General features: G+C 48.6%; 22 protein-coding genes. 13 read left to right on the forward strand and 9 right to left on the reverse strand.

Features of this window, described 5'->3' with window-relative positions:
• Positions 1-20 precede the first annotated feature (20 nt).
• Both I1H34_RS08645 and I1H34_RS08650 read left to right on the forward strand, forming a co-directional pair.
• The gene (locus tag I1H34_RS08645; RefSeq protein WP_212665244.1) at positions 21-1,436 is read left to right on the forward strand and encodes an undecaprenyl-phosphate glucose phosphotransferase; all 1,416 of its coding nucleotides are present in this window, start codon (positions 21-23) and stop codon (positions 1,434-1,436) included.
• 187 nt (positions 1,437-1,623) lie between these two features.
• On the forward strand, positions 1,624-2,910 hold the full coding sequence (locus tag I1H34_RS08650) for a serine/threonine-protein kinase (RefSeq protein ID WP_212665245.1): 1,287 nt from the start codon (positions 1,624-1,626) through the stop codon (positions 2,908-2,910).
• Here the strand turns inward: I1H34_RS08650 and I1H34_RS08655 are convergent.
• Together I1H34_RS08655 and I1H34_RS08660 are read right to left on the reverse strand one after the other, a co-directional pair.
• Complete coding sequence (locus tag I1H34_RS08655) at positions 2,905-4,425, reverse strand: SUMF1/EgtB/PvdO family nonheme iron enzyme (protein ID WP_212665246.1); 1,521 nt, start codon at positions 4,423-4,425, stop codon at positions 2,905-2,907. The two genes, I1H34_RS08650 and I1H34_RS08655, sit on opposite strands and share 6 nt — an antisense overlap.
• 158 nt (positions 4,426-4,583) lie before the next feature.
• Complete coding sequence (locus I1H34_RS08660) at positions 4,584-5,795, reverse strand: M48 family peptidase (RefSeq protein WP_212665247.1); 1,212 nt, start codon at positions 5,793-5,795, stop codon at positions 4,584-4,586.
• 209 nt (positions 5,796-6,004) lie between these two features.
• Between I1H34_RS08660 and I1H34_RS08665 the strand changes: the two genes are divergently transcribed.
• On the forward strand, positions 6,005-6,811 hold the full coding sequence (locus I1H34_RS08665) for a sigma-70 family RNA polymerase sigma factor (RefSeq protein ID WP_212665248.1): 807 nt from the start codon (positions 6,005-6,007) through the stop codon (positions 6,809-6,811).
• Positions 6,812-6,859: 48 nt separating this feature from the next.
• Here the strand turns inward: I1H34_RS08665 and recA are convergent, their stop codons facing one another.
• Positions 6,860-7,915, reverse strand: a complete 1,056-nt coding sequence (gene recA / locus I1H34_RS08670; protein ID WP_212665249.1) for a recombinase RecA — start codon at positions 7,913-7,915, stop codon at positions 6,860-6,862.
• Positions 7,916-7,973: 58 nt separating this feature from the next.
• Here recA and I1H34_RS08675 point away from each other — a divergent pair, with 58 nt between their 5' ends.
• The 5 genes from I1H34_RS08675 to I1H34_RS08695 all read left to right on the forward strand — a co-directional run bounded on the left by I1H34_RS08675 (position 7,974) and on the right by I1H34_RS08695 (position 11,254).
• On the forward strand, positions 7,974-8,222 hold the full coding sequence (locus tag I1H34_RS08675; RefSeq protein WP_235107878.1) for a hypothetical protein: 249 nt from the start codon (positions 7,974-7,976) through the stop codon (positions 8,220-8,222).
• 2 nt (positions 8,223-8,224) lie between these two features.
• Entirely contained in the window at positions 8,225-8,875 is a 651-nt protein-coding gene (locus tag I1H34_RS08680; protein ID WP_212665250.1) for an SOS response-associated peptidase, read from the forward strand.
• Positions 8,876-8,891: 16 nt separating this feature from the next.
• Positions 8,892-9,959 (forward strand): DNA polymerase IV, encoded by a 1,068-nt coding sequence (gene dinB / locus I1H34_RS08685; protein ID WP_212665251.1) that lies wholly within the window; start codon positions 8,892-8,894, stop codon positions 9,957-9,959.
• Between the two features lie 45 nt (positions 9,960-10,004).
• A complete protein-coding gene (locus I1H34_RS08690; RefSeq protein ID WP_212665252.1) occupies positions 10,005-10,388 on the forward strand; it encodes a VOC family protein in 384 nt (127 codons plus the stop codon).
• Between the two features lie 203 nt (positions 10,389-10,591).
• Positions 10,592-11,254 (forward strand): pentapeptide repeat-containing protein, encoded by a 663-nt coding sequence (locus I1H34_RS08695; protein WP_212665253.1) that lies wholly within the window; start codon positions 10,592-10,594, stop codon positions 11,252-11,254.
• 150 nt (positions 11,255-11,404) lie between these two features.
• Here the strand turns inward: I1H34_RS08695 and I1H34_RS32735 are convergent, their stop codons facing one another.
• The 5 genes from I1H34_RS32735 to I1H34_RS08715 form a co-directional block, all read right to left on the reverse strand.
• Positions 11,405-11,539 (reverse strand): hypothetical protein, encoded by a 135-nt coding sequence (locus I1H34_RS32735; protein WP_283250057.1) that lies wholly within the window; start codon positions 11,537-11,539, stop codon positions 11,405-11,407.
• A gap of 150 nt (positions 11,540-11,689) precedes the next feature.
• On the reverse strand, positions 11,690-12,421 hold the full coding sequence (locus I1H34_RS08700) for a hypothetical protein (protein WP_212665254.1): 732 nt from the start codon (positions 12,419-12,421) through the stop codon (positions 11,690-11,692).
• The gene (locus I1H34_RS08705; protein WP_212663775.1) at positions 12,375-13,070 is read right to left on the reverse strand and encodes an IS630 family transposase; all 696 of its coding nucleotides are present in this window, start codon (positions 13,068-13,070) and stop codon (positions 12,375-12,377) included. Before I1H34_RS08705 ends, I1H34_RS08700 begins: the two co-directional genes overlap by 47 nt.
• The gene (locus I1H34_RS08710; protein ID WP_212665255.1) at positions 13,067-13,510 is read right to left on the reverse strand and encodes a helix-turn-helix domain-containing protein; all 444 of its coding nucleotides are present in this window, start codon (positions 13,508-13,510) and stop codon (positions 13,067-13,069) included. Before I1H34_RS08710 ends, I1H34_RS08705 begins: the two co-directional genes overlap by 4 nt.
• Before the next feature lie 49 nt (positions 13,511-13,559).
• Complete coding sequence (locus I1H34_RS08715) at positions 13,560-14,057, reverse strand: hypothetical protein (protein ID WP_212665256.1); 498 nt, start codon at positions 14,055-14,057, stop codon at positions 13,560-13,562.
• Between the two features lie 298 nt (positions 14,058-14,355).
• Here I1H34_RS08715 and I1H34_RS08720 point away from each other — a divergent pair, with 298 nt between their 5' ends.
• The 4 genes from I1H34_RS08720 to I1H34_RS08735 all read left to right on the forward strand — a co-directional run bounded on the left by I1H34_RS08720 (position 14,356) and on the right by I1H34_RS08735 (position 17,395).
• On the forward strand, positions 14,356-14,994 hold the full coding sequence (locus I1H34_RS08720) for a TetR/AcrR family transcriptional regulator (protein WP_212665257.1): 639 nt from the start codon (positions 14,356-14,358) through the stop codon (positions 14,992-14,994).
• A 190-nt stretch (positions 14,995-15,184) separates the two neighbouring features.
• Entirely contained in the window at positions 15,185-15,418 is a 234-nt protein-coding gene (locus I1H34_RS08725; RefSeq protein ID WP_212665258.1) for a hypothetical protein, read from the forward strand.
• Positions 15,419-15,937: 519 nt separating this feature from the next.
• Positions 15,938-16,147 (forward strand): hypothetical protein, encoded by a 210-nt coding sequence (locus I1H34_RS08730; protein WP_212665259.1) that lies wholly within the window; start codon positions 15,938-15,940, stop codon positions 16,145-16,147.
• A 633-nt stretch (positions 16,148-16,780) separates the two neighbouring features.
• Positions 16,781-17,395 (forward strand): GNAT family N-acetyltransferase, encoded by a 615-nt coding sequence (locus I1H34_RS08735; protein ID WP_212665260.1) that lies wholly within the window; start codon positions 16,781-16,783, stop codon positions 17,393-17,395.
• A 52-nt stretch (positions 17,396-17,447) separates the two neighbouring features.
• Here I1H34_RS08735 and I1H34_RS08740 read toward each other — a convergent pair whose 3' ends face one another.
• A complete protein-coding gene (locus I1H34_RS08740; protein WP_212665261.1) occupies positions 17,448-17,861 on the reverse strand; it encodes a hypothetical protein in 414 nt (137 codons plus the stop codon).
• Positions 17,862-18,157: 296 nt separating this feature from the next.
• Here I1H34_RS08740 and I1H34_RS08745 point away from each other — a divergent pair, with 296 nt between their 5' ends.
• Positions 18,158-20,455, forward strand: a complete 2,298-nt coding sequence (locus I1H34_RS08745; RefSeq protein ID WP_212665262.1) for a glycosyltransferase family 2 protein — start codon at positions 18,158-18,160, stop codon at positions 20,453-20,455.
• The last annotated feature ends 9 nt before the right edge of the window (positions 20,456-20,464 follow it).

Below are 20,464 nucleotides of genomic sequence, written 5' to 3' on the forward strand. Positions count from 1 at the left end.
GTTCGCAGAACCTTTTGACCATGGATGCTGAAAATTTGATCCGGTTCAGCCCGCTGAATGTTTTGCCGCGCAATCAACGCCTATTGAGTGGGTTGGTTTGCGGATTAGATTTATTCGTCATCCTCAGTTTCTTGTGGATGACGACTTTTGCATTTGGACCCGTCAGCCCCGATGGGCTAAAGGCCCTAAGTGCGCTGCTGATGTTGATCGTGCCTACGATCTTTCAGGGAGTTGGGCGCTATACCTTTCAGCCTGCTAATCCTCCTAAGCTAGACTACTCAAGAATTTGGTTGGGATGGGGATTAGTCATCGCAGCCTTACTGTTTCTGGGATATATGAGCCACACCGCTTATGTTGCTAGCCCAGGGGCTCGTCTTTGGTTTGTCTTATCCCCGTTGGGGCTATCTCTCCTCAATCCGATCATCAGTGGTCCTTTACAACAACGAGTATCAGGGGACTACACCCGTACCGCCATTATTGCTGGCACGGGAGATATGAGCCAGCGAGTGGCCGATCAGCTTGGCCAAAGCCCTAAGTCAAGTATCAAATTCTGTGGATACTTTGCTGATCGGGATGCCAAGTTCGAAGCCGAAAGCTGCCGACCCCTGATTGGCTACCTGGATGAATTACCTGATTTTGTCCGCCGTTCTTGCATTGATGTGGTTTATATCACTCTGCCCCTGAGGGAAGAAGCAGCCATCTCAAACCTGATTTTAGCTCTGCAAGATACAACGGCCTGCGTCTATTTTGTCCCCAATCTGATGATGCTGAATTTGATGCAGGCTCGGGTTCACGACCTCAATGGACTGCCGATGATCGCGGTCATGGAAGTGCCGTTTTCTCAGGTCCAGGCCTGGGTTAAGCGTGGTATTGATTTTGCGATCGCAGCCCTAATTTCCATTGCTATTTCCCCCCTGATGGTTCTGATTGCCATCTCAGTTAAGCTTTCTTCCCCCGGCCCCGTTCTGTTTAAACAGCAGCGCTATGGCCTGAATGGTGGCAATATCGTCGTCTATAAATTTCGCTCCATGCGAGTGATGGAAGATGGAGCAAAAGTCACCCAAGCCACCCAAGGCGATCCACGCATCACCAAAGTTGGGGCTTTTCTGCGCCGCACCTCCTTAGATGAGCTGCCCCAATTTATTAACGTGCTGCAAGGTCGCATGAGCTTAGTCGGTCCTCGGCCCCATGCCGTTGCCCACAACGAACATTACCGCAAACTGATTCAGGGCTATATGCTCCGCCATAAGGTCAAACCCGGTATCACGGGTTGGGCCCAGGTCAATGGCTATCGAGGCGAAACTGAAACCCTGGACAAAATGGAAAAGCGGGTTGAATTCGATATCCACTACCTCAACCACTGGTCCTTGTGGCTCGATATCAAAATTATTCTGCGTACCGCTCTCGTCTTCTTTAACGACAAAAATGCCTACTAGCTCTGTTAAGTTTTCCTGAAAAAAGTTCCAGCAGCCAAACACCTGCGTTAAGCTTGCACCCAAAAATGCTCGTGACTCAAATGGCTTTATTCCAAAGCAATGTTTTGAGCTAGAGTGTATCGGGTCAGTGACCGTTAACTGCCCTTTTTAGTCCGGTTTCGCAAGCACCAATCAAATAGGCAGAGTGATGAGCACGTTAGCCAATCGCTACAAAATTATTAAAAATCTCGGCGAAGGTGGATTTAGCCAAGTTTACTTGGCTAAAGATTTACAGCGGGATGATCACCGTCGATGTGTGATTAAAAAGCTGCAGCCCAAATCCGATGATCCCTTCACGGTCAGAACCTCCAGACGTCTCTTCAAAACGGAAGTCAATGTTCTCCAAAAGCTAGGTAGCCATGACCGCATCCCCCAGATGTTTGTCTCCTTTGAAGAGGATCGGCAGTTTTATTTAGTCGAGCAATATATTACAGGCCAAGGGCTTAGTCGGGAGCTGACTTGGTGGCATTGGACCGAAGCTAAGACCGTCGCTTTTTTGCAGGACATCTTAGAAACCCTCGCGTTTGTCCATCGCAAACAGGTGATTCACCGGGATATTAAACCTGAAAATCTGATCAGACGCGATCACGATCAGCGGATTGTTCTGATTGATTTTGGCTCCGTTAAAAGTCGCCAGCAGTCTGGCCAGACCACCATCGTCGGTACCAAGGGCTATATGCCTCCCGAGCAGCTTCTGGGTAAACCGCGTCTGAATAGTGATGTTTATGCCGTCGGCATGATCGCTTTGCGAGGTCTCACAGGCATTAATCCGGTAAAAACTGAATTTCCCACCGATCCTGATACAGGCGAGTTCCTTTGGCAACATAAAACGGACGTCAGCCCTGAACTAGCCCAAGTTCTCAACACTATGGTCCGCCAGGATCATCGGCATCGTTACCCCTCAGCCCAGGAGGCCCTGCAAGCCGTTAGTCAACTGGGTGAAGTGCCAGCCTCGGGGCGCCGACGTCTGCTGCAAGCAGCAGGCTTAAGTGTGATGGGATTACTGGGAACAGGCATGGCCTATCCTGCCCTCAGCCAGGAACTCCCCAATCGCAAGCCATCTTCCCCTTTTCCTGCAGCTCCCACCCCAGAGCACCCTCCCACCCCGGAGACAAACGTATCTGTCGAGAAATCTGCTTCTCCCGTTGCCAAAGCGGATACCCCGAAGGAAAAAGAATCTCCTCTCGCTTCACCGGCTTTAGCCACGGCTCCTAAACGTCTCGACAAGCAAGAACTTTTGCGTCGATATGGTTCTTATAACGAGTGCCGTACCGTCGCGAAAGCCAACGGCATTAAGTTCGCGACCACACCCACCTGGGATAAGTTGGTCTATGCCTTTAGTTATTCTGAAGCCCTGCAACAAATGAGTCAGGTTTATCTCAGCGCCTATCCCAACCCAGCTCTAGCGGGCATCACCCTTGAGCTGACCTTATAAGGCTGAACAAACGACCCGGAATCCCAAATCATAGGTGAGGAAGCTAGAGTTGTTGTAACGCCGCTGAGCGGAGCGGCAGAGTTGCGGATTGGCTGACATGGAACCCCCTCGGTTGATTCGTCGAGCATCCCCTTCTTTCACCCATGCACTACCATTGGTCGGTGCCCCTTGGTAGCTTTCGTGCCACGTGTCCTGGCACCACTCGCTCACATTGCCATGCATGTCATGGAGACCAAAGGCATTGGCTGGAAAACTCCCTACCCCTACGGTTTTTTTGCGGTATTGTCCTTTGGGGCCTGTGCCATAGGCGTAGATGCCCCAGTAATTCGCCAACTCCGGCGTAATGGTTTCTCCCATATGAAACGGGGTTGTGGTGCCCCCTCGACAGGCATATTCCCACTCGGCTTCGCTGGGTAAGCGATAATCCCGCCCTGTTTTCTGGGAGAGGCGCTGACAAAAAGCAACGGCATCTTCCCAAGACACATTGTCCACGGGGCGAGTCAACACTTTTTCCCTAGAAGGATTAGAACCCATAATCGCTCGCCACTGGGCTTGAGTGACTTCAAATTTCCCCATGGAAAAGGCCGGAATCGTGACCTGATGTTGGGGGCCTTCACCCCTTTCTCTTTCTAGTTCCTGGGCAGGAGAGCCCATTTTGAAAGCTCCGCCGGGGAGGCTCACCATTTCCAGGGTGACGTCATCTCCCAAGCTGTCTTGAAAAACGGGAACTTTTCCTTCCGTTCGCTGCACAATTTTGCCTTGAGGATTGACCTCAACATAGGCAAAAGACGACTCTAGTGCCGTCGTGGCGACATCCGTTGACTGTTGCTCCAGGGAAAACAGAGAGACGGCAGTGTGAATGGGAATGGCCAGATTAAAGCCTGATTTGACGGCGACGTTCCCCACGGTTTGGCCTTCGGCTCGTCCGTGGATGCCTGCGACTTGACCTAAGCGGTTGAGGACGGGGCCGCCACTCATGCCGGGTTGGGTAACAGCGGTATAGGTAATGCCATAGCCCCCCGCTTGGGTGCCAATCGAGGTGACTTGTCCAGGGGAAATCGTATATTGGGGTTGGGTAATCGCCAGCCCTGGTAGTGGGAATCCGGCTACAAAAACTTCGTCTAGTTCGCTTAAGGCATTCTTCCCGGCCAGCTTGGCCACGGTATAATTATTCTTGCTGTTGATGGTGACCAGGGCCAAGTCTACTGTTCCACCTGACTGCATCCCTGAAGTGTCAATCGGATGTTGCTGACCATCAAAGGTTTCGATGTAAGCTTCTTCTCCAGGATTGGTGTCTTTGAGCACATGACCTGCGGTTAAGACGTAGTAGGTATTCCCGGATTTACTGACCAATACTCCAGACCCAGCAGTGCCTTGGGTAATCACCCGCACGGTAATTTTTTTCGCCAGGATTTTCAGGGTCCGACGATCTTGGGCCAGGAGCGAGCGTTGCCACAATCCGGCAGACAATAAGGTTCCACCAAATAATAGAAATTCCCTGCGTTTGAGTCCCATATCCCTGAGTTTAATGGTGATTAACGGTAGACCTTGGCCGTGAGCGGCCTCGATTGCGGCTCCATTATTCTATGCCAACCCTTCGCCAATCTCCCATCAGTAGCTGTTGTCACGATTTTTTAAGGCGACAGTAACCCTAGCTGATAAACAGCTTTTTTCTAAAGTTTTCGGGCTAATTGTTCTAAATGCTGTTGGGCTTGACTGTAGTACTTGAACTGTCGTTCATCCCGTCGGAATTCTGGAGTATGGACCCACCGACGCCCATTTTGAGTCCGACCTCCATGAATTTTATGCAGCAGCTCATGGTACATCACAAATTCAATCACGTAGTTGGGCAGTTGGTCCGAGTCCAGACTCAGACTCATGACTACCCGATCCCGGCTGGGCTCATAATGACCAAATTTGCGGTTGCTGTAAACTTTGCTCCAGCAAAGACGGGGCTTTTTGACCTCTTGGTTAAAATACGCCTGATTCACCTGCGCAAAAACATCATCCAGATTGTAGACATTGCCTTGAGCCATATCTCTCAGATCATCCACCATCAGATCCAGGGCTAACAGCAGCTCAGAAAATTCTTCCGATAGGGAGTACTCCGTCATGATGGTCGAGGTTTTCGGAGTTTTGCCCAGCAACATGGAGTCGATTACCGCTTGCATGACATCCGGTTCGGCCAAAATAAATCCTTCGTTGATCCTAATTTTGAGTTGGGGAGGCTTAAATTGGCAGCGATATAGGGCACTCATGGGTGTGAATTCAAGCCTGAGATGCTTTAGCTCTTTGAATGGACGAGCACTGCGAGCAGACGATTGATTTGCCAAGGTTTGTTCAGCGATGGCTTTTGTTTGGCGAACAGCATAAGCATGCAGGTGGAGATGATCGTCACTCTGGAGAAATTTCATCCAACCGTAAATTTGTTGAGATTGTTGAGTTAAGTTTCCGGGTGTTGCTCCCTGGGCGGCACATAACTGCTCAATTTGTGCCGTTCGTTCTCCCAGCTGCTGAATCAGTCTGTTTTCGGCATCGGTATCGTCGGGAAGTAGATCGGCAATTCGGTCTTGAAAATACTGGAGCTGACTCCGAATTCGCTGGATGGAAATTTCCATTTGGCCCTGGGGTGAGCCTTGGTTTCTAGAATCGAATTCAATGATGGGTAAACGCTTGAGATTAACCCCTTTCAAAAACTTGTAGGCATTGCGAGACGGTACTGGAAGTTGACTGGGTTTGATATGGGCCTGGGCACAAATTTGGTCTGTGGTCTGAATGGTCTTCACCACATACTGTTGAAAGGTGGAGACTTCGTGACTGGGGATGCCACTCTTGAGTTGATCTCTCACTCGATTTGACGCTTTCACTAATCCGCGAATTCTCATGAACGGCTTATCAGTATGGACATGAGCAGAATAGCAGAACCGTTAAGCGCTTCAAGGGTGATTAACAACCCTCATAAGTTACCCACTCATGTGCCCGATCGAACAGGGTCGATGAAAACCGCAGTTTTTTTAAGATATATGAAGTTATCTTCCTATTGATCTGTTTTTGGGGTACTACCTCTACAACAGCTATTTGTGGGGAAAAGAAATTGGCGACGCAACATGACAGTCTGCATTACTATCTGAAGGAGATAGGGCGGTTTCCGCTGCTGACCCATGAGGAAGAGATTACCCTGGCTCGAAAAGTCCAAACGGGTAACCCTCGTGCAAAAAGCAAGATGATTGAGGCAAACCTGCGATTGGTGGTCTCGATCGCTAAAAAACATCAGAATCGGGGTTTGCCCCTCCTCGATTTGATTCAAGAAGGCAATTTGGGTTTGAGTATTGCTGTAGACAAATTTGAACCCGAGCAAGGCAATCGGTTTAGTACCTATGCCTACTGGTGGATTTTGCAGGGGGTCACCCGGTCCTTGCAAAACAAAGGCCGTGTGGTCCGGTTGCCTGTTAAACATTGGCAAGTGGGCAATCAAATCAAACGGGCTCGCCATCAGTTGAGCCAAGAGCTGGGTCGAGAACCCACCATCGTTGAAATTGCCAACATCATGGAGATGGATCTAACCCGCTTGAAAAAGTATCTCCATAGCCTGCAAGAAACGGTGTCTTTAGACAAGTTTGTGGGCAATGAACAAGATACGACCCTAGGAGATCTGATTGAAGGAGGGGATTCCACCCAGTCCTACCTCGATCTGCTCCTGCAGGATGAGGAATTGTCAGGGTATATGGCGTTGCTGGATGATCGCCAGCGATTCGTGATTTCTGAGCGGTATGGGTTGGACGATGGCAAACCCAAGTCCATGGAAAAAATTGGCCAGAAGCTGGGTATCAGCCGTGAACGGGTGCGACAAATCATCAAAAAGGCGATGCAAACCCTAGAGAAATGCGCTTTATCGGCCTAAAAAAAGGGCATGGAAGGCCCATACCCCGATTCGTGTCTGTGGTGAAAATTAAGCGGCTTCTTCCTCTACCTCTACTGCCGTAATGGCATTGGCAGAGACTTCAGCTCCCAACTCTAATCGTTGACGCACCTGTTGTTCCACGCTTTCGGCAAACTCAGGATTATCGGCAAAATATTGGATGGTATTATCTCGGCCTTGACCAATATTACTGCCGTCGAAGCTATACCAGGCTCCCTTGCGAACGATGATATCGGTTTCTTCTGCCATATCTACTAAGCACCCCAACGTGGAAATCCCCTGACCGAATAGGATGTCAAACTCGGCAATGTGGAAGGGGGGCGCGACTTTATTCTTCGCTACTTTGACCTTGGCGCGGATGCCGTACATATCGGTGCCTTTTTTCAGGGTTTGAATCCGACGGATATCCAGGCGGACGGAAGCATAGAATTTGAGGGCATTCCCGCCTGTGGTGACTTCGGGACTTCCGTAGGTAACGCCGATTTTTTGACGGAGCTGATTGAGGAAGATGACGGTGCTGCCGGATTTGCAAATATTGCTGGTGATTTTGCGCAGGGCCTGACTCATCAGCCGGGCTTGTAAACCCATGTGAGAGTCTCCCATATCCCCTTCAATTTCAGCACGAGGTGTCAGAGCAGCGACAGAATCGATGACGACGAGATCGACGGCACTGGAGCGCACGAGCTGATCGACAATTTCTAGGGCCATTTCTCCAGAGTCGGGCTGACTGACGAGCAATTCCGAGACATCTACCCCTAAGGCAGCGGCATACACGGGATCAAGGGCATGTTCGGCATCAACGAAGGCGGCGACTCCACCGTTCTTTTGGATTTGTGCGATCGCATGTAGCGCTACGGTGGTTTTGCCTGAACTTTCAGGGCCATAGATTTCGATCACCCGGCCTCGGGGCAGGCCACCGCCTAAGGCAAGATCTAAGGTTAGGGCACCACTAGAGATGGTTTCAATCTGCATCCGAGTGGCATCACCTAAGCGCATAATCGACCCTTTACCAAAGGTGCGCTCCACATTTTTCAAAACCAAGTCCAGGGCTTTTTGCTTTTCGGCTGAATCAGTGATGGCGGCCATACATCTCTCCAGAGATTTGGGGGGTGTTTGATTAATATAGTATACTTGTACTACTTGTGTGTCAACTTGGCACCAGGGTAAAAATTTACCTCCAGCACGGGAGGCTGCGATGGAGACTCTTTCTGAATTAATTGGGTTCACAGGCGATTGGCTTGTGGGTGTGTCTTTTACCCTGGATGGGGGGTATCAATGTTGGGTGATTACCCCAGAACGGCAAGCCTATACGGATGGTGAGTATTATGAAAGTCATCTGATGGCTTTGGCTGCCGGTCGTTACCTTGTTGAACATTCTTTGGAGGTGGAGTAGTTATGTGTGGTCGATTTGCCCTGACGGCAACCCCAGATGAGATCGCCACTGCTTTTGGTCTCCAAAACGTTCCCCCTTTCCCCCCTCGCTACAATATTGCTCCCAGCCAGCCCATCGCTGTGATTCGACAGTTGCAGCATCAGCCTCGTGAATTTCGGCTAATGCAATGGGGACTCATTCCCGGTTGGGCGAAGGATCCGAGTATTGGTAACAATCTCATTAATGCCCGGTGTGAAACGGCCCATGAAAAGCCCTCGTTTCGATCGGCCATCAAATATCGTCGCTGTTTGATTCCAGCGAGCGGCTTTTATGAATGGCAAAAGGTAGATAAAAGTACCAAGCAACCCTATTACTTGCGCATGCAGCAGCCCTTTGCTTTTGCCGGACTGTGGGAATCTTGGCATGATATTGAAACCTGCATTATCCTGACGACCCAGCCCAATGAAGTGGTTGCCCCGGTTCATCAGCGGATGCCGGTGATTATTTCACCCGATAACTATAAGGTGTGGTTAGACTTTGATATTCAAACGCCGAGTTATCTGTTTCACCTGTTCGATCCTGATTTAGTCCAAGGTCTGTCGGCTCTGCCCGTGTCCACTCTGGTCAACAGTCCGACGGTGGATCGACCTGAATGTATTGAGCCAATGCTGTAGCTTCTAGCTAAAGACGATGCGTAAGATCCTGCACATCGATATGGATGCCTTTTTCGCTTCTGTTGAGCAGCGAGACAATCCTCACCTGCGCGGCAAGCCTGTCGTTGTTGGCGGACGCCCGGAGCAGCGAGGTGCAGTGGCCGCTGCCAGTTATGAAGCTAGGAAATACGGTATTTTCTCCGCTACGCCGTCGCGAGTGGCTGCCACTAAATGTAAGGATTTAATTTTTATTGCACCCCGCTTTGAGGTTTACCGCCAGGTCTCAAGCCAGATTCGCACCATCTTTCATCAATTTACAGATCTGGTGGAACCCGTCTCCCTAGATGAAGCCTATCTGGATGTGACAGAAAATAAGCCCCAAATAGACTCAGCAATGGCGATTGCCCGAGAAATTAAGCATTTGATCCATCAAGAAACCCACTTAACGGCTTCGGCTGGGATATCAGTCAATAAATTTCTAGCCAAGATGGCGTCGGGATTGGAGAAACCCAACGGCCTTGCTTTGGTGGCCCCGGACCAGGCCGAAACCTTTGTCCAGCAGCTCCCCATTGAAAAGTTTCATGGCATTGGTAAGGTGACCGCCGCTAAAATGCACCAACTGGACATTCAAACGGGAGCAGAGTTACGCCAGTGGTCCGAGCCTGCGTTGGTGCGCCAGTTTGGTAAGGTGGGCCACTATTATTACGGCATTGCCAGGGGGAAGGATGATCGCCCGGTGATTGCTAATCGGATTCGCAAGTCCATTGGAGCGGAACGCAGTTTCTTTCCGGATATCTCTGGGCTGTCCGTTTTGATGGAAGAACTGGATGCGATCGCAACCCTAGTACACCTACGATTAGCTGAAAATCAACGGTCTGGCTATACCCTGACTCTGAAAGTAAAGTATGCCAATTACCAACAAATCACCCGCAGTCGGACGGTAGACAATCCCTTATATGAGGTGGATGAAATTTTAACGTTAGGCAATGAGTTGCTACGAACCCATATCGATGAACAACAGGCAGTGAGGCTATTGGGATTGACACTCGCCAATCTTGTCGACAAAGACCGCAGTCCTAAACAGTTATCGATTGGATTTATTTAAGTCCGCTCGATGCAGTTGCCGAAAAATAAACGAAGGTGATTCTCAGTGTTTAACCAACCCAAATTTGAAGCCGCATTTCCATTTCAAGGGGATGTGTTGGCCTTGCCAGTGGTCGATCTTGATGCCACTGCTGACTGGTATGCTCAAGCCTTTGACATGGTAGAGGTGGAGCGTAAGGCTCAACCCAATCCCACCGTTATTTTAGAAAGAGATGATGTGCAAATCGGTTTTGCCATCAATGGTGGAGATGCCTCTCAAGAGGGTGCTGCAATCCGGGTTGCTAATATTCAGGGCATCAAAGCAGAGTTGGAGTCAAAGGGCGTGGAGATTGGGAACTGGCGAGTGGATGAACGGGATGGGAAAAGATTCCAGGTGTTCTTTGTTGTGGCACCGGATGGGCTTTGCTATTGCTTCAATGAACCCATTTGAAACGCAGATTACTTCCTGCCATAAGCCGTTGCTCCATGACAATCTTAAAATAGCGTTTCAAACCCCTGGCCTCTGAGGTCATGGGATATTTTTGTGGTGATTTTTACGATGAACGAAGAGGCTAGAGATACCTGTCGTGGATGGGGTTTACTATTGAGTATTGAGAGTCAATGCTGACAAATCGCTACTGAGGGTTATAAGACATGGGTACAACTGCGATCGGGATTGATTCTGAGAATTTTGATTTACTGAAGATTTTACTGCGTGGTTCTGACGATTGGAATCAATGGCGTAAGAATAATCAAGGTGTTGAGATCAACCTAAAGGGGGCAAAACTAAACGGGGCAAAACTAAATTTTGTAGACCTGAGTGGTGCAAACCTCATCGAGGTAGACTTCACTGGAGCAGAACTAAACCGTGCAAACCTCACTGGGGCAAAACTCAGGCGGGCAGACCTCAGCCATGCAAAACTCAACTATGCAAGCCTCAGCAGTGCAAAACTCAATGGGGCTAACTTCATTGGGGCAGAACTCACCGGGGCAAAACTCCTCCGAGCAAAACTGATAAAGGCAAACCTCAAAGAGGCAAAACTCAATGGGGCCTACCTCACAGATGCAGACCTAAGTGGGGCAGATCTGAGTGGGGCAGACCTGAGTGGGGCAGACCTCATTGATGCAGACTTCATCGGGGCAGACCTAAGTGGGGCAAACCTCAGCCGTGCCTACCTCAATGGGACAGACTTCAACGGAGCAGACCTGAGTGGGGCAGACCTCAACGGAACAGACTCCGGCCTAATCAACGCCATTAAACTACTGCAAGATAAGGCCCTGTCTGTCTTAAAAAATTTAACATCTTCGCCAAAATAGAATTTTCAATCTTTTCGGGTTGAAATCTCTGACTCAGATATAGGCTCTGCTGAGTTACAAGAACTGCTAACGGAACTGTTAGCGACTAAAAGGTCTGGGTTAAGGGGTTGTAGCGAGAGGCAGAATTTGCTGGTCAACCCAGTAGAGATCTCATACCTGATTTAACATAACCGTCTTCATGGCAGCAAGAGCATCAGCAGTGGCTTCTGACCAATGCATCCCTCGGTTCTTCTGTCGTTTGGCCACAATCAAATCACAAGCTTTCTCTGCATGAGCACTACCCATATATTGTCGTTGGAGACGACGCTCATTGTAATTGACGATATAGGGTTTTCGAGCCTTGAGATAGTCAATTAATTCTTGGAGTTTGCTTTCGTTCTTGGTAAGAGGTCGGCAGGCTTCTAAAGCTTTAATAACAGGGCCTATTCGCCCTATCTATAGAGAAGAGTTTAGCTTCCTTTTGAGTGCTTTTTTCTCTTCACGAGTCAAGCAAATCATTCTCGAAAAATCGGCACATTTTCGACGAAGATGATACCAGTCGAGGAGCAGCTCTTTGTGAGTAAACGGGCTTAGATCGGTCTCGAAATAATTGCGTAGCCACTCAGCGCCATCTCCTAAAAGTGTCACCCAGTCATCTAATCCAGCACAGAAGAATAGCATCAGTGAAAGTTGTCTAAGCACCCGTGAGCCAGTCCCACTCAAATAACGACACCCCTTGGTCGTCGCAATCCGGGCTACCCGCATCGTCAACCACTTACTCGCCTGGGGCTGACGAACTAAGATGTCATCCGTTGCCGCGATGGTCTGTCCTGGCTGAATTTCAGGCCCCAAACATCTGAGCTTTTCGGCTGACCAGTAGGCTGCTTCATTATTGCGGGCTTGCAGAACCCGTTGCCAATCCTGATGGGTGACCCCTTCAGGCGCTTTAGGATTGGGGTTGGCTAGAGCTTGCTCCACTGCAGCCGTCAATTCGATTGGCCATGCGGCTCGATGACGAGGCGCTTTAGCATCAATGAGATTGACCTGGAACTTGCTCAAGTCACTTTGGTCCTTCCATTGCTCCACTTCCTTAGCTTCGACAGCTCGGATTATGTCGCCATGCCGTTTCACTAGTGCATCGTCAATATTTAATTTTAGGGTAGATAGAAGTGAGCTTACACCTGGCATCTTCAATGTTCATTTGCCAATCCACACCGCGTTGCGAGTGGTTCACATCAATCGGCCATGCTTGAACTTCATCTTTTAGAGTTTCAATCGTCCCAAAGCGCCTCCTATCAATACACTGTCGAGTCATTGCACTCAGTTCGTTTTCGGCCACGTTCAGCCAACTGCCATGCTTAGGGGTGTAGCAAAAGTGGATGCGTTGAACGAACCGCCGGGCACGCTCAGGCTCGAACACCTCATAGAAAGCCCCTTTGGTATGGGTGTTGAGATTGTCACAGGTGAGTATGACTTGTGGGCATTGTGCATAGCGTCCTTCCATTAAGACTGCGACTTCACTGGCCCAATCGATTTTTGTTCGCCGCTCACGAACAGTTGCTTGTCGCCACCCCGCTAAAGGTTCGCTAAACATGAAGATATTGGCGGTACCTGCACGCTCGTACTCATAATCAACCCGCTTAGGGTGTTGAGCGGTGGCTGGAATAGGGCACTTGATTTCTTTGTGGAGTTGGACAGGCTGTTCGTCCATACAAATCACCGGACAACTTGGGTCATAAGACTGAGCATACACTTCCAGCACTTCTTCCATCTGAGCAACGAACTCTCCATCTGCTTCAGGCGGAATCACCCAGTACTCAATCTTGCGGTTGGTCATCCCGTTTTTTTCAGAGTCTGACGAACCGTTTCATGGCTGACAGATTCTACGATACCCAGTTCCACAACTTTGCGGGCCAGCAAGCGCAATGACCAATTCCCGTAGCCTTTAGGAGGGCTGCCTAATCGCATGGCAATGACTTGAGCTTCCTGCTCACCATCGAGTAACTTACTGCGAGGTGCTCTGACACGTTGGGCACCGTTAAGGGTTTTCTCAAATCCTCTCTCTACAAGACGTTTACGGATGTTCTCAACTGTTTTAACTCGACAAGAATAAGCATCTGAAATGCGTTCATCGGTCCAATTTGGCCCGTCGGCATTTGCTTTCAAAAGAATTTGAGCACGTCGTACTTTTTGGCTGCTGCCCTTGAGCTTTTTGATGACGGCTTGCAGATGGTTCTGCTCATCTTCACTCAGTCGGACAATATATTTTTTCGGCATAGGGATAGGTGTTTTCTCGGTCTGACTGCAATACTGCCACCATTGTTACCTACCCTAATCTTTTAGCTTGACGCTGTACTAGGACGCTCACTTCACTTCTAGAAATCACTTTGGGCTGTTGGGTTTGCCAGCTCAGTAACCGCTCGACGGTTCGGAAAGGTAAGTCTTGCGGGAATAAGCAGGCCCACTCTTGCAGCGTTCTAGTAATAATCGTTCCATGGTGCTCGGGTAATAGGTCGTTCCCGGGCATGAGGTGTTTGTCAGTCTGCAGATTGAAACATACTTGCCGTTGTAAGTGCAAAATACCCAAGCGACAGGCAATCTTTTGACTGGCGTAGCCATCAAACTCCACAATATCGGAATCAAATTGAGCACAGTACTCATCGACCTGCTGTTGGTCGAGAAGATCCCAATGAAGGCATAATAAATGACGCATCATCTGTTGACCAATCGTGATAGTCTGCTGCTCTAGAGTGTCCAGTGTACGCCCCAGAGACGACTCATCTACTTCCAAGGTAGGGATAGGAATTTGATTCAATTCGCTCATTGGGGATGAGGGAGAATCGTCTTCAACCCAACCAATAGAAATACACAAGTGACCCATCTGATGCCCTGCCAATAAGGATTAGAATGGCTTTCATCCTTACCCTATTAGTCTATTCCCGATTCATTTGATTGACCCAGACCTTTTGGCTGCTAACCAGTTCCTTAATCATCAGCATAGTCGGCTCTCTTAAAATTTTGAGTCATGGGACGGTTTATGATGTTTTTATGAGTAGTGCTCATGTTTTGTCAAGCGTAATGTGAGTAATATTCGTATTTCTGCAATGAAGGCTAAAAAATGAATGGCTAAAAAAGTAGATCCAATCCCTGGGATGCACCGCCAGCCTAAGCAAGCCCGTAGTCGAGAGCGGGTCAATAAGATTCTGGATGTTGCAGAAGAAATGTTTATTGCTGAGGGCTGTAATGCGGTAACGACGAATGCGATCGCAGCCAAAGCCGAGGTCCCGATCGGCTCTCTCTACCAGTTTTTCCCTGACAAAGCCGCGATTGTTCAGGCTCTTGCAGCTCGCTATACAGCCCTGCACAGCCAGAAAATATTGGCGATGGGTCCTGAAATTGCATTACTTCCCTTCTCGGATGTTTTAGCGCTAGTGGTGGATACCAATGATCAATTCTTTGCGGATTATCCTGGCTATCAAGCCATCTATATGCAGATGCAGGCAACCGTACCAGAACTTGCAGCGATTGAAGAGGCGGCTGATGTTGAGATCATTGATGCAACGGCTGATTTTTTGTCTCAGCATTTCCCTGGGTTAGACACTGATCACTATCAGGTGATCGCTATGGTCATCGTCAAAAGTATTGGCACGTTTTTGTGGTTGTCTCGAAGCCAACCCCCTGATTGTCGACAGCGTTTGCTAGATGAGACGAAACGATTAGTGCAGTCCTACGCTCTAAGCTACTGGCCTGAACAGGGATAGGAGAATGACCTACCACAGAAAATATCGCTATAGCAGCATTAATCCTCAATTTGCCTTGTAAAGATGTGTGTCTTTTGCCAACGACATCAGAAGCCAGCGTTAGGATCAGTTCAGCATAAATCTAAAGAAAAACTTAAGTAAATGTCCAATGACCAAATTTATGCATATCTAACTCGCTTGGTATTTTATTGTGTTGTCTCCTGCCCTGCTCCATGACCTCTGGCAATTGATTGAAGAATTGCCGACCTATGCCCTGATCGGATGGGATGATATCCGTCTAGCATCGTGGCTGCTAGAGCATATTGAGCATCGTTGTCGATTGAATGCAGAAGACCATAAAAGCATTGAGAAATACCTCGACTCCCATTTGCTGCTGATTCGAGAAATGGCTGAATCTGAGGAATACCATCCTCTTGCTGTATGACGAGTGAGACTCTCCTTTTGGGCATTTTCTTCAATACTCTGGAGATGCCCAAAAGGTTTTGTCCTTATACCCTTGAAAACGGTGGCACTTTGATCTAGCTGTTAGCTTAATCGCAATTACTTGTCTTATGGAGATGGAATGCGGTTTGTGAGATTGAATGTCTCGAACGCTGTCTATCTTGACAACTTGTGTTGCATTTATGAGAAGAGAACGTTAATTCATCCTTCCTGATGCTATTTGGTGCAAGAAGCTGGAAAGCACTTATAGTCAGGTTTCTAGCGCAGTAGAATTTTGCAGGCTATGGTCTGTTAATCAAGAAACATTAACCTAGAACCGTTGTTTTTAGGAATAAATATGACAACTACTTCAGAGGGATCGTGAACCGTTTAGTCTGGATAAGGAGAGTTAACTAACTTCTGGTGATGGAGTGTTCACTTCGTTACAAAGAAAACAGTCTACTTTTCCAAAAATGCCGATTATAGTTTTCAATTCATCCTTTAATACACAAAGTTAAGAACAATGTCCCCAGTTCTTCTAAATCAAGTCTGGAAGTTGGTTGACACCTTCCCCCAAGGTCAACTTTTAGGATTAACTGATCATGCTTTGGTTGATCAGTTAAGTCAGCAGTTGGCAGAACGGCAAGAGCTGACTGATGATGAATTAGACACGGTTAAAGCTTATATTCAAAGCCGTCTGACTTTGATGCGTGATATGGCTTTGGTCATCTAACCCTCTATCAAAATTGAACAGTAAAGTAACGCATAGTCTCCACTCCAGGAAATGTGTTGCTGACAAGATGGTGTTGTTTGGTCTGGGTTTGAGATAGACTGAAGTCTTCATCCTATTGCTGCCTGCTCTCTTGTTCCCTTCATCGATTCAATTCAAGAATGGGTTGTTCTTGAACTGATATTGGCTATATCTGGGCGTTAGGCATGTTACATTGCCTTTTCGATAGGTATTGAATTGATCCATATGGGTAACTCTGAATAATCTGCCCAAGAGGATCTCTGGCAGACAGTTGTTTGAACACCATGCTGGGTTGAGGATGTCCAGCATACTGACTAGAAATATTCACCCAATTTAGCGTCTGAGTGGGGCTGCATTTACCAGCTCCAAACATTTTCTGTGCCAATTTTTCAGCTTTATCTTGACAATATATGAGCAATACTCATATATTTAAAAAGTGAGTGATGCTCATATTTCATAAATGTCTTTCTGCAAAGTCTATACCCCTGAAGCTTCACTAAGTCAGGGATTAAGGACGTTGTGAAGGAGAAATTCGGCTGCTCATAGAAGCAAGATGAGTGGCTGCCGTTCTGCATTTCCATTCATTGTTCTCAACTAAAAGCTTTGGAGAGAAATATGTTTAATGACCCTGTGGGCGTATTAACCGTTGCTCAACAAAAGACTGTTGCTGCAATGCTGGGGCAATCCTTTTCCCAAGACCCCTTCATGGCCTACCTAATGCCAAATGCCACAACACGAGCACAACACACAACAAAACTCTTTCTGCCCATGATCCGTTGGTGCCTTCGCTATGGCGGGGTTGAGGTTGCTCCAGAAGGAGGAGGATCATTGTTATGGGTTTCAGGTCAATATGTCCCCTTTCAGTTGTCCCAAATGGTACGAAGTGGGCTGATTTTGGCCCCTTTCCTGATTGGTTTATCTGCCTTTAAACGGTTGCAGATTCATGAGGCAGCCTGCGAACATGCCCTGAAGGCAAAAGCGCCTCAACACTTTGCCTATCTTTGGGTTGTCGGCGTTCATCCTAACTCTGTTGGCCGCGGTATTGGCAAGCAGATGATCCAATCTGCACTGGATACTATGCGGTGCCAGGGGTACTCAGCTTGTCTCCTAAGAACAGAAAACCCTAACAATGTTGCCCTCTACGAACATCTTGGCTTTCAGCAGATTCATACGGATCTTCCGGTGGGGAGTGGTCTCCGATATTGGCTACTGTCTAAGGAGCTGGCCTAAGTCCATCAGAGAGAACGACATGACGTGGAGAAACTGGATCTTTTTTAAGACCCTAATGATGCTCAATATAAACCAGCTCTCCTTGGACCCAGTGGCGATATAGAAAGGATTGCAAGGCTTGGATACAAGCCATTAGTTCCGCTGGTGAGGGCTGATCGCAGTCAATCTCTTCTACCCGCAGACTGGCAAGCCAATCACTTAATACTGCCGTATCGTCGGGTGCGATCGCACAGCTACCCTCTGCCTCCCACCATCCAGCCATATCTGCCCAATCTTGTATCACAGCTGCCATTGTTACGTTTGGCCAGTGCCGATACTTGTTATGCAGGGCACCAAAGATTTGATCTGCATAGGGGATGGACAGGACAAGCACCTGACGCTGCTGATGGGCCTGGGGCGGCCCCCAAAAATTAACCTTCTGATCTGAGGGGCTAATTTCTGAGAAAAAAACTGTTTTTTCTACCATTCTTGCCAGTCTCTATCGAGGAAGTCTTGATAACGCCGTTTCACCTATTGCCAGCTCTGGTTTGCCTGATTTCAAGAGCCTATTCCGTTTCACTTCGCAACAGACGTGATGGGAGTCACATCCAGTGGTGTGTATCGCTCACCCATCCTTGGTTTCTGGGTCATCGCGTCGGGGAATTCTCCTCGATTAAAGTACAAACAGCCTTGCGCCCGCTCCTAAATAGTCCCCCCCTAAGCAGGAGCGGATAAAACGCAAGGCTGCCCGTATCAGCTATGGCCATTGTGAAGGAAGTTTGTATGACTGTTACGAAGCCGCCCCTCCGAAATTTACCTACCCCTCCCCAGAAATCTGCCCAATCTCCCCATCTATTTATTCGACGGATTCGGCTCACCCTATTCTCCATGCTGGGAATTTTTCTAGCCACTGGGCTGGGGGTGAGCCTGTGGTTTATCCGGGAAGATCGAGTCACAGCCATTTACAAGCAGGTGGAGCTGCTCTTTGCCAATCCGCCCCTTTGGCTCGCTGTCCCCGTCGCCGCAGGGAATTATCTGGCAGTGCCTTCCGTGCTTTTGCTGGTGGCTGTCCTCGTTGTTATGCAGGTATCGTCCTCGCCTCGACCTTGGTCTCGCTTAGTCGTGGGTACGTCATTACTGCTGTTGATTGTGCAGTATATGGTTTGGCGTATTTTCTGGACCCTCAATCTTTCAGATACATTTAACAGCATCTTTAGTATCGGTCTGCTGACCTTAGAAATTATTACCATCGTCACCAATATTATTCAGCTTATTCTCGTGTCTCGCTCGACCAATCGGCTGGGCGAAGCGGACTTAAATGAAGTTGCCGTTCTCGATGGGGACTATCTGCCCACGGTAGATGTGATGATTCCTACCTATGACGAGCCCAGCTTTATTCTGAAGCGAACCATTATTGGTTGTCAGGCCATGGATTATCCCCGCAAGACCGTCTACCTGTTGGATGATACTCGGCGACCTGAAATCAAAGCCTTAGCTACAGAGCTAGGGTGTGAATACATTATCCGTCCCGATAATCTCCATGCCAAAGCCGGGAACTTGAATCATGCTCTGAATTTCACGTCGGGTGAATTGCTCACGGTCTTTGACGCAGACTTTGTGCCCACCCAAAACTTTCTCCGACGCACTGTGGGCTTCTTTCAGAACAACAGCATTGCCCTGCTGCAAACCCACCAAAGCTTTTTTAATCCCGATCCAGTCGCTCGCAATATTGGCCTGGAAAATATTCTGCCTCAAGAAGTCGAGATCTTTTCCCGCTACTACCAGCCCTTACGGGATGGGGTGGAAACAGCCCTATGCTACGGCAGTTCCTTTGTGGCTCGCCGTAGTGCCTTAGCCGAGGCGGGCGGCTTTGCCACAGGGACCTTGAGCGAAGACTACTTCACCGGGGTTCGCCTCTCTGCTAGAGGCAAGCGCGTTATCTTCTTAGGTGAGAGTCTGAGTGCGGGGTTATCCGCAGAGAATATGTCGGCCCATATCACTCAGCGACTGCGCTGGGCTAGGGGCACCTTACAGGCCTTCTTTATCGAAGCCAATCCCCTCAGAATTAGAGGACTCAAGTTGATTCAGCGCCTGGCCCATCTGGATGGCTTACTGCAGTGGTTCACCAGTGTGTCTAGGGTTGGGTTTCTACTCATGCCCCTGGCCTATGCCTTCTTTGGCGTTATTCCTTGGCGGGCGACGACTCAAGAAATGCTGTATTTCTTTGTGCCCTACTATTTGGTGCAGCTCCTCACCTTCTCTTGGCTGAATCAGCGTAGTCGCTCGGCTCTAATCTCCGATATTTATGCGGTGTCCCAATGCTTCCCGGTGGCCCTCACGGTCTTACAAACCCTATTCAATCCCTTTTCCAAAGGCTTTAAGGTAACTCCCAAAGGGGTCTCTAGTAATCGCTATACCTTTAACTGGAAATTAGCCTCTCCTTTAGTGGTGTTGTTTTTCTTCACCGCCGTTAGCCTCTGGCGTAACCTGGGCATGTGTATGGTCAAGGGAGCTTGGTCAACGACGGTTGATCCGGAAGTGGCGTTGCAAATAAAAGGCATCGAACTGGGTTGGCTTTGGAGTACCTACAACCTAATTGTTCTGGGAGTGGCCCTATTAATTTTGTTGGATGCCCCTAAACCCGATCTCTACGAATGGTTCGATTTGCGACGTACGGTCCGACTCACCTTAGGTGACCTCAAGCTATGGGGCATTACCACCATGATTTCGGAAGGCGGTGCAGAAATTGCCTTGACCCAAGCTGGATTGCCCAGACATTATTTTGGAGAGTCGATCCAAATTGAGATCCAGGAAGAGAACTTATGTTTACAGGCGGTCATCACCCAGATTCAGCAGCGGGAAGATGATTACCCGATTGTTCAACTGAAATTTGCGGAGGTGACAACTCCCCAATACCGCAGGCTAGTAGAAATGCTGTTCTGTCGCCCCGGTCAGTGGAAAAGCCCCCAGGCTCCTGGAGAGCTGCAATCCCTCTACTTATTAGTGAAAAGCTTCTTCACCCCCCGGATTCTGTTTGATCGACAAATGAAGATCAGCCCGGTAGAAGTTTCCAAAACCTAATTCTCTCAA

The organism is Acaryochloris marina S15, assembly GCF_018336915.1.
Taxonomy (GTDB): domain Bacteria; phylum Cyanobacteriota; class Cyanobacteriia; order Thermosynechococcales; family Thermosynechococcaceae; genus Acaryochloris; species Acaryochloris marina_A.

Coding starts and splice junctions, on each gene's coding strand:
- I1H34_RS08645 (WP_212665244.1), top strand. CDS start 21: ATGGATGCTGAAAATTTGATCCGGTTCAGCCCGCTGAATGTTTTGCCG.
- I1H34_RS08650 (WP_212665245.1), top strand. CDS start 1,624: ATGAGCACGTTAGCCAATCGCTACAAAATTATTAAAAATCTCGGCGAA.
- I1H34_RS08655 (WP_212665246.1), bottom strand. CDS start 4,425: ATGGGACTCAAACGCAGGGAATTTCTATTATTTGGTGGAACCTTATTG.
- I1H34_RS08660 (WP_212665247.1), bottom strand. CDS start 5,795: ATGAGAATTCGCGGATTAGTGAAAGCGTCAAATCGAGTGAGAGATCAA.
- recA (WP_212665249.1), bottom strand. CDS start 7,915: ATGGCCGCCATCACTGATTCAGCCGAAAAGCAAAAAGCCCTGGACTTG.
- I1H34_RS08680 (WP_212665250.1), top strand. CDS start 8,225: ATGTGTGGTCGATTTGCCCTGACGGCAACCCCAGATGAGATCGCCACT.
- dinB (WP_212665251.1), top strand. CDS start 8,892: ATGCGTAAGATCCTGCACATCGATATGGATGCCTTTTTCGCTTCTGTT.
- I1H34_RS08695 (WP_212665253.1), top strand. CDS start 10,592: ATGGGTACAACTGCGATCGGGATTGATTCTGAGAATTTTGATTTACTG.
- I1H34_RS32735 (WP_283250057.1), bottom strand. CDS start 11,539: ATGGGTAGTGCTCATGCAGAGAAAGCTTGTGATTTGATTGTGGCCAAA.
- I1H34_RS08700 (WP_212665254.1), bottom strand. CDS start 12,421: ATGCCAGGTGTAAGCTCACTTCTATCTACCCTAAAATTAAATATTGAC.
- I1H34_RS08705 (WP_212663775.1), bottom strand. CDS start 13,070: ATGACCAACCGCAAGATTGAGTACTGGGTGATTCCGCCTGAAGCAGAT.
- I1H34_RS08710 (WP_212665255.1), bottom strand. CDS start 13,510: ATGCCGAAAAAATATATTGTCCGACTGAGTGAAGATGAGCAGAACCAT.
- I1H34_RS08715 (WP_212665256.1), bottom strand. CDS start 14,057: ATGAGCGAATTGAATCAAATTCCTATCCCTACCTTGGAAGTAGATGAG.
- I1H34_RS08720 (WP_212665257.1), top strand. CDS start 14,356: ATGGCTAAAAAAGTAGATCCAATCCCTGGGATGCACCGCCAGCCTAAG.
- I1H34_RS08730 (WP_212665259.1), top strand. CDS start 15,938: ATGTCCCCAGTTCTTCTAAATCAAGTCTGGAAGTTGGTTGACACCTTC.
- I1H34_RS08735 (WP_212665260.1), top strand. CDS start 16,781: ATGTTTAATGACCCTGTGGGCGTATTAACCGTTGCTCAACAAAAGACT.
- I1H34_RS08740 (WP_212665261.1), bottom strand. CDS start 17,861: ATGGTAGAAAAAACAGTTTTTTTCTCAGAAATTAGCCCCTCAGATCAG.
- I1H34_RS08745 (WP_212665262.1), top strand. CDS start 18,158: ATGACTGTTACGAAGCCGCCCCTCCGAAATTTACCTACCCCTCCCCAG.